General features: G+C 66.8%; 11 protein-coding genes. 2 read left to right on the forward strand and 9 right to left on the reverse strand.

What is annotated here, in order from left to right; all coding sequences use genetic code 11:
• Positions 1 to 140: 140 nt before the first annotated feature.
• A complete protein-coding gene (locus KHC19_RS22685) occupies positions 141 to 719 on the reverse strand; it encodes a CvpA family protein (RefSeq protein ID WP_281418593.1) in 579 nt (192 codons plus the stop codon).
• 629 nt (positions 720 to 1,348) lie between these two features.
• Positions 1,349 to 2,776 (reverse strand): DNA repair protein RadA, encoded by a 1,428-nt coding sequence (radA, locus tag KHC19_RS22690; protein WP_213355727.1) that lies wholly within the window; start codon positions 2,774 to 2,776, stop codon positions 1,349 to 1,351.
• A 358-nt stretch (positions 2,777 to 3,134) separates the two neighbouring features.
• Here radA and KHC19_RS22695 point away from each other — a divergent pair, with 358 nt between their 5' ends.
• The gene (locus KHC19_RS22695; protein WP_213355728.1) at positions 3,135 to 4,019 is read left to right on the forward strand and encodes a Hint domain-containing protein; all 885 of its coding nucleotides are present in this window, start codon (positions 3,135 to 3,137) and stop codon (positions 4,017 to 4,019) included.
• A 6-nt stretch (positions 4,020 to 4,025) separates the two neighbouring features.
• On the opposite strand, the gene alr is transcribed toward KHC19_RS22695, so the two are convergent.
• From alr to rpsF, 7 genes are all read right to left on the reverse strand, one after another.
• Positions 4,026 to 5,141: an alanine racemase gene (gene alr / locus KHC19_RS22700; RefSeq protein WP_213355729.1), complete on the reverse strand. Its 1,116-nt coding sequence runs from the start codon at positions 5,139 to 5,141 to the stop codon at positions 4,026 to 4,028.
• 8 nt (positions 5,142 to 5,149) lie between these two features.
• Positions 5,150 to 6,637, reverse strand: coding sequence for a replicative DNA helicase (locus KHC19_RS22705; RefSeq protein WP_213355730.1), 1,488 nt, complete (start codon positions 6,635 to 6,637; stop codon positions 5,150 to 5,152).
• 150 nt (positions 6,638 to 6,787) lie between these two features.
• Positions 6,788 to 8,047 carry a cyclopropane fatty acid synthase gene (locus tag KHC19_RS22710; RefSeq protein WP_213355731.1) on the reverse strand — a complete coding sequence of 420 codons (1,260 nt, stop codon included), beginning with the start codon at positions 8,045 to 8,047 and terminating at the stop codon, positions 6,788 to 6,790.
• A 208-nt stretch (positions 8,048 to 8,255) separates the two neighbouring features.
• Entirely contained in the window at positions 8,256 to 8,822 is a 567-nt protein-coding gene (rplI, locus tag KHC19_RS22715; protein WP_213355732.1) for a 50S ribosomal protein L9, read from the reverse strand.
• 37 nt (positions 8,823 to 8,859) lie between these two features.
• The gene (locus tag KHC19_RS22720; protein ID WP_213355734.1) at positions 8,860 to 9,816 is read right to left on the reverse strand and encodes a DUF2232 domain-containing protein; all 957 of its coding nucleotides are present in this window, start codon (positions 9,814 to 9,816) and stop codon (positions 8,860 to 8,862) included.
• A gap of 148 nt (positions 9,817 to 9,964) precedes the next feature.
• Positions 9,965 to 10,225, reverse strand: a complete 261-nt coding sequence (gene rpsR / locus KHC19_RS22725; RefSeq protein WP_213356376.1) for a 30S ribosomal protein S18 — start codon at positions 10,223 to 10,225, stop codon at positions 9,965 to 9,967.
• Positions 10,225 to 10,692, reverse strand: a complete 468-nt coding sequence (gene rpsF, locus KHC19_RS22730) for a 30S ribosomal protein S6 (RefSeq protein ID WP_213355736.1) — start codon at positions 10,690 to 10,692, stop codon at positions 10,225 to 10,227. Before rpsF ends, rpsR begins: the two co-directional genes overlap by 1 nt.
• A gap of 396 nt (positions 10,693 to 11,088) precedes the next feature.
• Between rpsF and fabD the strand changes: the two genes are divergently transcribed.
• Positions 11,089 to 12,039: an ACP S-malonyltransferase gene (gene fabD / locus KHC19_RS22735; protein ID WP_213355738.1), complete on the forward strand. Its 951-nt coding sequence runs from the start codon at positions 11,089 to 11,091 to the stop codon at positions 12,037 to 12,039.
• The last annotated feature ends 9 nt before the right edge of the window (positions 12,040 to 12,048 follow it).

Raw genomic sequence — 12,048 nt, forward strand, 5'->3', positions numbered from 1 at the left:
GTCCCGGCTGCGCACGCTCTCGCGTGTTCGATGGAGCACTTTATGTTGATCGGCAGCGCAGCCGATCGCAAAGGGCTCCAGCCTCTAGATCCGAACGCCGCAGCGCCGGAAACGATCCCGTTCCGGCGCTGCGAGCGAATTCACTGTGCCGGAGGAGCGGCCGGTCCCGGGGCTACAGGCTCCGGGGGAGGTTCGGTCGGTTCGGCGTCCTTCGGGCTGCGAATGTCGCGTATCAGCTTCTCGGGATCTTCCGGCAACACGGAAATGAGCCAGTCGCCCGCACTTTGCAAGACCACCCGCGAATGCGCGTTGCGAATCCAGTCGGGCTGCCCCTGCTCGTTCTGGACCAGCCAGTTGAAGAACAGGAAGGCGACCACCATTATAAGGAATCCGCGTGCGAGGCCGAACAGGAAGCCCAGCGTGCGGTCGAGCGCGCCGATGCGGCTGTCGAGGATCGCGTCGGAGATGCGCACGGTGATGATCGAGACGATCAGCAGCGTGACGAGGAACAGCCCGCCCACCGTCGCCGCCATGGCGAAAGTGTCGTTGCTGATGTGCTGCTTGGCATAGGGCAGGACGTGCGGATAGCCGTACAGGGTCACCACCGCCGCGATGATCCAGGATGCGATGGCGAACACCTCGCGGACGAGGCCGCGCACCATGGCCAGCAGGCCGGAGATCACCATCACGGCGAGAAGGATGATGTCGAGCAGCGTCAAATCTAGCACACCGTGATCAAAGCGATGGCCCGCAGGCAAGACCGCGGGGGCGAATCTGCAAGGTCGGCGCCGCGCAGGCGCGCGAGGTATAGCGCGAGCCGCCGCGCACGTCATCCCCGTTGCGGCGTTGCGTGTCGCCTGTCCCGCTGATTGCGCGGCGGCGAGGGGGCGAAGGCCCATGCCCCTCCCTCTCCCCGCCCGAACTCGGCTGCTGCCGAGTTCGGTTCCGGCAAGGTCGAAACCGGAAATATCCGGTTTCGACGGAGAGGTGGCCCGCGTAGCGGGTCGGTGAGGGGGGCGGCATGGGGAGGCCAAGAAGACCCCTCACCCCATCCCTCTCCCCGACGGGGAGAGGGAGCCGCCTCCATCCGGCGGATCGGGCACGCTCCAATGCCTCGAGGAGGTGGCGAGCACGCCCGCCTGCCCTTGCGAATGCGCCCCCTTCTTTCTTTCCCTCTCCCCGTTGGGGAGAGGTGGCCCGCGAAGCGGGTCGGTGAGGGGGGACAACATGGGGAAGTAAGGAAGACCCCTTACCCTCGGACGGAGGGAGCCGCAGCACGTCCTCCGCCGTACCCTTCCCAATGAGGAAGGCAAACGTACCCTTCCCAATGAAAGGCAAAAGACGTCCCTTACGCCTCCTCCACCGCCCGCGTGGCGCGCCGTGGTCCCCGCGCGGCGATGCCGGCGACGAGATCGGCGAGCGAGCCGATGACGTCGAGCGGGATCGGCGGGGCGCCGCCGTCGCGCTCCTTGCCGCCGCGCTCCTTGGCCTTGGCGTCCGGCACCACGGCGCGGGCGAAGCCGAGCTTGGCGGCCTCCTTCAGTCGCGCCGGCCCGTGCGGCACCGGCCGTGCGGCCCCGGTGAGACTGATCTCGCCGAAATACACATTGTCGCCCGGCAGCACCGCCCCGGAAAGCGAGGAGACCAGCGCCGCCGCCACCGCGAGGTCGGCGGCCGGCTCGGAGATGCGGAAGCCGCCCGCGACGTTGAGATGCACGTCATGGCCGCCGAGCTTGATGCCGCAGCGCGCCTCCAGCACCGCCAGCACCATGGAGAGCCGCGAGGGATCCCAGCCCACCACCGCGCGGCGCGGCGTGCCGAGGCTGGTGGGCACCACCAGCGCCTGGATCTCCACCAGCACCGGGCGCGTGCCCTCCATGCCGGCATAGACAGCCGTACCCGGCGCGCCGCGGTCGCGGTTGGAGAGGAACAGCTCGGAGGGATTCGGCACCTCGGACAGCCCCAGCCCGGTCATCTCGAACACGCCGATCTCGTCGGTGGGGCCGAAGCGGTTCTTCTGCGCGCGCAGGATGCGGAACTGGTGGGCGCCGTCGCCCTCGAAGGAGAGCACGGCGTCGACCATGTGCTCCACCACGCGCGGGCCGGCGATCTGCCCGTCCTTGGTGACATGGCCGACCAGGATCACCGCCGCTCCCGCCTGCTTGGCGTAGCGGATGAGGATCTGCGCCGAGGAGCGCACCTGCGTCACCGTGCCGGGCGCCGATTCGGCGCTGTCGGTCCACATGGTCTGGATGGAATCGATCACCACCAGCACCGGGGTGCGCCCTTGCGACAGCGTGGCGGCGATGTCCTCGACATTGGTCTCTGCGGCGAGTTCCACCGGTGCGTTGGCGAGGCCGAGCCGCTCGGCGCGCAGCCGCACCTGCTCCACCGCCTCCTCACCGGAGACATAGATGACGCGATGGCCGGCGCGGGCCAGCGTCGCCGAGACCTGGATCAGCAGCGTCGACTTGCCGATGCCGGGATCGCCGCCGATCAGCAGCACCGAGCCGGGCACGATGCCGCCGCCGGTGACGCGGTCGAATTCCTCGATGCGGGTCTGCGTGCGTGGCGGGCTTTCATTGGAGCCGGCCAGCGACTGCAGCTCGATCGGCCGTCCCTTGCGGCCGGAACGGTGGGCCGCCGGCAGGGCGACGGCGGCGGGCGATTCCTCGGCGATCGAGTTCCAGGCGCCGCAGGCATCGCACTTGCCCTGCCAGCGGGAATGCACGGCGCCGCAGGCCTGGCAGATGAAGGAGGCGGTCTTCTTGGCCATGGGCGGCGGAATCCTGTCGGCGGGGAGGATGCTCCCTATGTCGCATGCCCGCCGCCGGATGCAAGGCGCGGATGTCTCGACGGGATCGGCCGGCACATCCCGGCGGCCGGTTGGCGGGAGGTGTCTGGAGGGAAGCTGCCGGCAGCGGAAACGTCAGATACGCCCGCAGGCCCGCAAGACGTTGCCGGTCCGGGACGATCGGCGTGCCGGTTTTTCCAGGACGCGGAGTTGTAACAGAATGGCATTATTGCAGGGTCTGGAGATATCGTAGGGATAGATGGTGGCGCTGACACGGGCTTTTGCCGGCCGGTGGCGCTCCAGGTTTGCATCGACTGTCAACGCATCGAGGGATCTGAGCATGCCCACCATAAATTACGCGCAAGCTAGTATTTTTATCATACAAAATGCCGATGGAACTTACTCAGAATATGCTTCTGATGTCAGATATTCTGGAGCCATTTCGACGACAGGAGCGGACGATGGTGTTTTTGAAGTTGGCGAAGCGGTAAATATAACCGGAGGTATATATAATTCCGGCACATTTGAGGGATATCATCTTGATTCCGACGGGAATGTAGATGGTGTTCTGATAGATCTTGGCGATCAACGTTATAGTTATTATTCATTCACATCGTTTAATTCGCTTGGGAATCTGGCGATCGTCGCCCAGGATTTCACGCCCTGCTTCCTCGCCGGCACCTTCATTGCCACTCCCGAGGGCGAGCGGTCGGTGGAGGATCTTGCCATTGGCGACATGGTACTGACCGTTGCCGGAGAGGTCCGGCCGGTGCGCTGGATCGGCCGCAAGCGGTGCGCCACCCTTTTTGCCGATCCGCTGGCCGCCCATCCGATCCGCATCGGCGCCGGTGCGCTCGGCGAGAATTTACCGGTCCGCGACCTATATCTCTCGCCCGACCATGCGCTCTTCCTCGAGGGCCTGCTGGTGCAGGCCGCCGCGCTCGTCAACGGCACCACGGTCATCCGCCATGTGCCGGCGGCCGAGACCTTTACCTATTACCATATCGAGCTCGACGACCATGCGCTGGTGCTCGCCGAGGGCGTCCCGGCGGAAAGTTTCGTCGACAATGCCGCCCGCGCCCGCTTCGACAATCATGCCGAATACGTGACGCTGTTCGGCGAGGAGCGGGGCGCGACCGGCGAGATCGCCCTGCCGCGGGTGAAATCCGCGCGCCAGCTGCCGCCGGGGCTGCGCGCCCGGCTCGCCATCCGCGTCGCGGCGTGAGGGTGCCTACACCCACCTGCGGTGGAAGCGGCGGCCGAGCGCGGTCAGCACCTCATAGCCGATGGTCCGGGCATGGCCGGCGAGTTCGTCCACGCCGATGCCTTCGCCGATGAGCGTCGCGAAGTCGCCGGGGCGCACCGCCTCTTCCGGCAGATCGGTGACGTCGACCGTCATCAGGTCCATGGAGACGCGCCCGGCGAGGGGGCAGCGCCGGCCGGCGATCACCACCTCGGCGCCTGGCTGCCCGTCGGAGGCGCCGGCGAGGCGGAAAATGCCGTCGGCATAGCCGGCGGCGAGCACGGCGATGCGCGAGGGGCGCCGTGCCGTCTGCGCCGCGCCATAGCCGATGGTTTCGCCCTCATGCACCTCGCGGACCTGAACGATCCTGAGTTCGAGACGCACCACCGGGCGCAGCGGCGGCGTATCCCTGCGCGAGCGCCCGCCATAGAGCGCAATTCCGGGGCGCACCATGTCGAAATGCAGGGATTTGTCGCCGAGCGCCCCGGCCGAATTGGCCAGCGAGGCGCGCACGCCGGGAAACAGCGCCGCCACCGCGCGGAAATCTTCCAGCTGGCGGGCGGTGAGGGGGTGATCCGGCTCGTCGGCACAGGCGAGGTGGCTCATCACCAGCGCCAGGGGGAAGCGGAACTCGTCCCGCCCCTCGGCGAGATGGATGGCCTCCGTCGCCGAGAGGCCGAGGCGATTCATGCCGGTATCCACATGCAGCGCCGCGGGGAGGGGACGTCCGATCCCGGCGCAATAATCCTGCCAGCGGGCGACGTCGTCCTGACTGCACAGAACCGGCCTCAGATCGTACTGATCGTACACCTGTTCGGTCCCGGCGAAGAGCCCGTTGAGCACGAACACCTCCGCTTGGGGGAGGAGGTCGCGCAGGCGCTTCGCCTCGGCGAGCAGCGCGACGAAGAAGCTGCGGGCGCCGGCGTTCCACAGTGCCGTCGCCGCCGGCTCCAGCCCGGTGCCATAGGCGTCGCCCTTGAGCACCGCCGCACAGGCCGCCGGCGCGACACGGGCGGCAAGTTGCGCGTAATTATCTGAAATCGCTTGCAGATCGATGAGGAGGCGACCGCCGGCCTCCGCCAGCGGCACGGAAGAATCAGTCATGGCACGCCTCACTCATGCGACGGCAGGTGGTCGGAGCGGGCAAGCGTGGAGAAGCGGGTATATTGCGCCTCGAAGGCGACCTTCACAGTGCCGGTGGGGCCGTGACGCTGCTTGCCGATGATCACCTCGGCGATGCCCTGGGCCGCCTTCATCTCCTGGTCCCACTTGAACCACTCCTCGGTGCCTTCCTTGGGCTCCTTGCTCTTCAGATAGTATTCCTCACGGAAAACGAACATCACCACGTCGGCGTCCTGCTCGATCGAGCCGGATTCGCGAAGATCCGACAGTTGCGGCCGCTTGTCGTCGCGCGCTTCGACCTGGCGCGACAACTGGGACAATGCCATGATCGGCACGCCGAGTTCTTTGGCGAGCGCCTTCAGGCCGGTGGTGATCTCGGTGATTTCCTGCACGCGATTTTGAGAGGAGCTCTTGGAGGAGCCGGTCAGCAACTGCAGATAGTCCACCACCATGAAGTCGAGGCCGCGCTGTCGCTTCAATCGGCGGGCGCGGGCGCGCAATTGCGCGATGGAAATGCCGCCGGTGTCGTCGATATAGAGCGGGATCGTCTGCATCATCTGGGCACAGCTGGCGAGCTTGTCGAACTCGTGCTCGGAGATGTCGCCGCGGCGGATCTTGTAGGAGGCGATCTCGGCCTGCTCGGCGAGAATTCGGGTGGCCAACTGCTCGGCCGACATTTCCAGCGAGAAGAAGCCGACCACCCCGCCGTCCTTCGCACGGATGGAGCCGTCCGGCAGCGTCTCGGATTGGTAGGCGGCGGCGACGTTGAAGGCGATGTTGGTGGCGAGCGAGGTCTTTCCCATCGCCGGGCGGCCGGCGAGGATGATGAGGTCGGAGGGCTGCAGCCCGCCCATCATCTGGTCGAGATCGTCGAGACCCGAGGCGGTGCCCGACAGGTGGCCATCGCGCTGGAAGGCGCGGCTCGCCATGTCGACGGCTTCCTTCAGCGCATCGTTGAAGCGCAGGAAACCACCGTCGTAGCGTCCGGTCTCGGCCAGCTCGTAAAGGCGTTTCTCCGCCTCCTCGATCTGCTGCTGCGGCGTCGAATCGATAGGTGCGTCAAAGGCTTCGTTCACCACCTCCTCGCCGATGGCGATGAGGTCGCGCCGCACCGCGAGGTCGTAAATGGTGCGCCCGTAATCCTCGGCGTTGATGATGGTGGTGGCCTCGGCGGCGAGGCGGGCGAGATATTGCGGCGCCGTGAGGCCGCCAATGTCGAGCTCTGCCGGCAGGAAGGTCTTCAGCGTCACCGGGGTCGCGACCTTACCGGCGCGAATCAGGGCGCTGGAAGTCTCGTAGACGGCGACATGCACCGGATCGAAGAAATGCCGCGACTGCAGGAAATCGGAGACGCGATAGAAGGCTTCGTTGTTCACGAGGATGGCGCCGAGAAGCGCCTGCTCCGCCTCGATATTGTGGGGAGCCGTGCGGTAATGCGGTTCGGGCGCGGGTGTGGGGCGCGCGGGGGAATCGAGCATGACGGTTCCGGGTACTGCTGACGAGCGGAGGAAGGTTAACGTATCCTTAACCCGACATCGCCCCCAAACTGCGCTGGGGAGCTCGGGCATGCCGCTCGTGTGCCGACCCAGACGTAAATGCGGGGATAACGGGGACGCGGTCGTCCCCGTCTATTCACCCGCCAGTCGAAGTCCCGGTCGATTCCTTTTCTCCGCCGCCTTCAGGCCCGCCTCGGCTTCCGCGATATAGGCGCGGGTCATCGGCACCACGCCTTCGCGCTTGGCGAGCTGAACCTGGAAAATCTCCATTCCCTGGTGGCGGAACGCCATTTCCGAGGAGGCGAGGTAGAATTCGAACATGCGGACGAAGCGCTCGTCATAGATGCGCTCGACCTCCTCGCGATGGGCGAGGAAACGTTCGCGCCAGGCCTTCAGCGTCTCGGCGTAGTGCAGGCGCAGAATCTCCACATCGGCGACGTAGAGCCCGGCGCGCTCGATCGCCGGCAGCACCTCCGAAAGCGCCGGGATGTAGCCGCCGGGGAAGATGTATTTGGCGATCCACGGATTGGTGATGCCAGGCCCCTCGGAGCGGCCGATCGAGTGGATCAGCGCCACGCCGTCATCCTTCAGCAGCGACGCTATCTTCGTGAAGTACTCGTCGTAATGGCCGACGCCCACATGCTCGAACATGCCGACCGAGACGATGCGGTCGAAGGGGCCGGGAACATCGCGGTAATCCTGCAGGCGAAACTCGGCGCGATCCGCCAGGTGGCGCTCCTCGGCGCGGCACTTGGCGACGCCCAGTTGCTCCTGCGAAAGGGTGACGCCGGTGACGCGGGCGCCGGCATTCTCCGCCAGGTAGAGCGCCATTCCGCCCCATCCGCAGCCGATGTCGAGCGTGGCGAGGTCCGGGCGGTTGAAGAGCAGCTTGGCGGCGATGTGCCGCTTCTTGGCGAGCTGGGCATCGTCGAGGGTCTGTCCCGGCCGTTCGAAATAGGCGCAGGAATATTGCCGGTCGGCGTCGAGGAACAGCGAGTAGAGGCGTCCGTCGAGATCGTAGTGATGCGCCACATTCTTCTGGGAGCGATCGCGCGGATTGAACTGCGCGAGCCGCCGGAACAGGAAGCGCAGCTTCATCAACAGCTTGGCCGGAGGGCTGGGTACCTGCAGGCCGACCTGGGACATCAGCAGTGCCAGGATCTGGGCGATGTCGCCCCGGTCGACGACAAGCCCGCCTTCCATATAGGCCTCGCCGAACTTGAGTTCGGGATCGAGGGCGACCTGCTTCTCCCAGGCAGGGGAGGTGAAGCGCATGGCGAGCGGCTCGCCGCTCCCATCGCCGAAGATGACTTTCTTGCCAGATGCAAAGACGACAGTAAGCGAACCACGGCGGACGACGCGCGCGAGCGCGCTCCTGAGCAACCGTTCCATCGGCCGGCTCCACGGTACCAGCGGTCCCTGTGGTGAGACCGCTTGCCCAATCGCAGGGCATGTCTCCATTTGATGCTTTTCATTGCATCACAACATCGCCACCCTCGCAACACTTCGATTTTCCGATCAGAACGCAAAAAAGCCCGGTCGCGAACGACCGGGCTAGGCAGTTTGGCCTATGACGTAAGGTTACTTACGCAGGGTTAGTTCAGGCCTGCTCGGCTTCTTCGGTCTCGGCCGACTCGACCACTTCGGCGATTTCCTCGTCCTCGTCATCCTCGTCGCGGATGACCGACAGGTCTTCGCCGCGCGACTGGCGGGCAGCCTCGTCGGCGCTGCGGGCGACATTGGCCTTGATCGACACTTCGACTTCCGGGTGCAGGGTGACCGGCACGGTGTGGAGGCCGATGGTCTTGATCGGATGGTTGAGGATCAGCTGCGAGCGGGCGACGGTGAAGCCGGCGGCGGTCAGGGCCTCCGCGAGGTCGCGGGTCGACACCGAGCCGTAGAGCTGGCCGGTCTCGCCGGCCTGACGGACCAGCACCACCTCGGTGCCGTCGAGCTTCTCGCCGACCTTGGCCGCCTCGTTCTTGAGCTCGAGATTGCGGACCTCGAGCTGGGCCTTCATGGTCTCGAAGCGAGCCTTGTTGTCCTTGGTGGCGCGCAGGGCCTTGCCTTCCGGCAGCAGGAAATTGCGAGCGAAGCCGTCCTTCACGCGGACGATTTCACCCATCTGGCCGAGCTTGGCCACGCGTTCCAGCAGAATCACTTCCATCTTCGTTCTCCTTCAGTGCATTCGATTTCGAGAGGTTTCACATGTCGTTCGCGGCGGGCGGCCCGCCGCGGCCACGGCCGCGGGGGAAACGGGCGCGCACGCCGAACAGGGTTTCGGCGAGGCCGAGCAGGGCGAGCGCCGCGAAGGGCCAGCCGAGAGCGAGCGCCGCCAGCCAGACCGTGCCGATGACGAGGCTGCGGCCCGGCGCGCCGCGCGTGACCGCGTGCACCACCGCCAGGCCGAGCAGGCCAAAGGCCAGCAGCAGCGTCGCGGCCAGCAGTTCCACCAGCAGGCCGATGAAGCCGGAGGTGATCGCGGCGCCGAGGAAGGTTCCGACGAGCAGAATGGCGGCCGTGCGCGGCAACACGATTGCCGAGAGATCCGGCCAGGGCCTGATCAGCCGTCCCGACATCCGGGCGACATGGGCGGCCAGCCAGAGATTGACGAGCTGGGTCGCCATGGTGACCACCGCCGCGGCCGGCGGCATGACGGCGACCAGAAGGTCGGCGAGTCGCTCGGCGTCGGGGCCGGCTTCCCCGGCACGCTCGGTGAGCATGGCCTGGAAAAGGCTGCGCAGCGCCGCTTCGTACTCGGCGAAATCGCCGGCGATCAGCGGGATGAGCGAGGCCACCGCCAGGCTGCCGAGCACCGCCGCCGCCAGCACGAGGCGGCCGGGAGGGAACCATTCGAGCGGGGCGTCGGGCGCTTCCTGGCGGGCCATCAGCGCCAGATAGGCCATCACATAGGCCGGCAGGCCCACACCGGCGACATAGGCAAGGGTCAGCTCGAGGCCGAAGAAGAGGCCGGTGAGCACCGCTGCGGTGGAGGCGGCGACCAGGGCCGCGAGATGCGACCAGCCGAGGCCGGCGATCAGCACGGGGAGCGGGGCAAGGTAGAACAGCGGCACGGCCAAGGCGCTGCCGGTCGCGACCGCGGCGACCATCAGGGCGGACGCCGCACCGGCGCCGAACGCTATGAGCCAGATCATCATCATCGACGAGCTGTCCCGCTCCTTGGGCGGTTAGAAGCGGATCAAGGGCCCGCCTCAACTATGGACCCGACGGGACGTCCCGCGGATCGGTCGGAAAGCATCTTCAGGACGACGCCTCCGGCATGGCTGCCGGAGGCTGAAAGTCACGCGATCAGCGGATCACGAAGGGCAGTAGGCCGAGGAAGCGGGCGCGCTTGATGGCGGCCGCGAGCTCGCGCTGCTTCTTGGCGGAAACCGCCGTGATGCGGGACGGAACGATCTTGCCGCGCTCGGAAATGTAGCGCTGCAGCAGACGCACGTCCTTGTAGTCGATCTTCGGCGCATTGGCGCCGGAGAACGGGCAGGTCTTGCGACGACGGAAGAACGGACGGCGCGCGCCGCCGCCGGCGGAACCGGTGCTACCGAAGGCCATCATTCACTCTCCACATTGGCGTTGGCTTCCTCACGGTCACGGCGCGGGGGACGATCGTCCCGGCCGCCACCGAAGCCGCGGCCGCCGCCGCCGAAGCCGCGATCACCGAAGCCGCGATCACCGCGCTCGCCACGTTCGTCGCGGTCGCGCTTCTGCAGCATCACCGACTGGCCTTCCTCGAGCTCCTCGACCCGGATGGTCAGGAAGCGCAGGACGTCCTCGTCGATGCGCATCTGGCGCTCCATCTCCGCAACGGCCGGAGCCGGGGCGTCGATGTTGAGCAGGGAGAAATGCGCCTTGCGGTTCTTGCGGATGCGGTAGGTGAGCGTCTTCACGCCCCAATATTCGGTCTTGGAGACCGAACCGCCATTCGCCTCGATCACGCCCTTGAAGCGGGCGGTCAGTTCCTCGACCTGCTGCGCCGTCACATCCTGGCGCGCGAGGAACACATGCTCGTAAAGAGCCATGTCTCGTGCCTTTCCTTTTTATGTCCGCACTATTGCGGCTATCGTCCCGGCGCCGAGCCCTTCGAGCCTCGGAAAGGCTCGAACAATCTCGAAGGCGGGGACACGGGACGCGCGGAAATCACCTGGATTTCCAACGTTGCGACGAGCGCAACCGTCCGTTCAGCCCCCGGCCGGGACCGACAGTGCGCGCGCTTATACGCGAAAACGCCGGGAAATCAAGATTGCCGGGCCGCAGGCGAGGGGGCATCTGGCGACGCCGTCGTCGTCGCCGGCGATCGCGGCGCCTGTGGGCTGGAGGCGACTTCTCGCCGCTTTCGGTGGGGCCACGCTTGACAGCGCGGGCAGGCCGGTGTTCCTGCCCGCGCTTAAATTCGTTAACCTGCGGACAACATCTGCATGAGCACAGCTTTCGTTTTTCCCGGGCAGGGCAGCCAGGTCGTGGGCATGGGCAAGTCGCTCGCCGACAACTTCGCCAGTGCCCGCGACGTCTTTGCGCAAGTGGACGAGGCGCTCGGGGAAAAGCTGTCGGCGGTGCTGTGGGACGGCCCGATCGAGACGCTGACCCTCACCGCCAACGCCCAGCCGGCCCTGATGGCGACCTCGCTGGCCGCCATCCGCGTTCTGGAAGCCGAAGCCGGCCTGGACCTCGCCCGCGATGCCGCCTTCGTGGCCGGCCATTCGCTCGGTGAATATTCGGCGCTCGCCGCGGCCGGGGCCTTCTCGATCGCCGATGCCGCCCGCCTGCTGCGCCTGCGCGGCACCGCCATGCAGGCCGCCACCCCCGTGGGCACCGGCGCCATGGCGGCGATCCTCGGCCTCGACTACGACAAGGTGGTCGCGGTCGCCACGGAGGCGGCGCAGGGCCAGGTCTGCGACATCGCCAACGACAATGCCCCGGGGCAGGTCGTCGTCTCCGGCGACGTGGCCGCGATCGAGCGGGCCGTCGAGATCGCCAAGCGGGAAGGTGCGGCGCGCGCCATCCTGCTTTCGGTCTCCGCCCCCTTCCATTGCCGGTTGATCACCTCCGCCGCGGAGGCGATGCGCGAGGCGCTGGCCTCGGTCGCCGTCGCGGCGCCGAAAGTGCCGGTGGTCGCCAATGTGACCGCCGCTCCGGTGACCGATCCGACCGAGATCCGGGAGCTTCTGGTCCGCCAGGTCACCGGCACGGTGCGCTGGCGCGAATCGGTGGCCTTCATGGCCGAGCAGGGCGTGGATCGCCTCGTCGAGGTCGGGGCCGGCAAGGTGTTGTCGGGTCTCACCAAGCGTATCGCCCGGCAGGTGGCCTCGGCCAATGTCGGTACCGCCGAGGACGTGGCGAGCTTTGCCGCCCCCTCCGCTTCCGTCTGAGCAGCAGGA

This window comes from Ancylobacter oerskovii (assembly GCF_018390555.1).
Lineage (GTDB): Bacteria > Pseudomonadota > Alphaproteobacteria > Rhizobiales > Xanthobacteraceae > Ancylobacter > Ancylobacter oerskovii.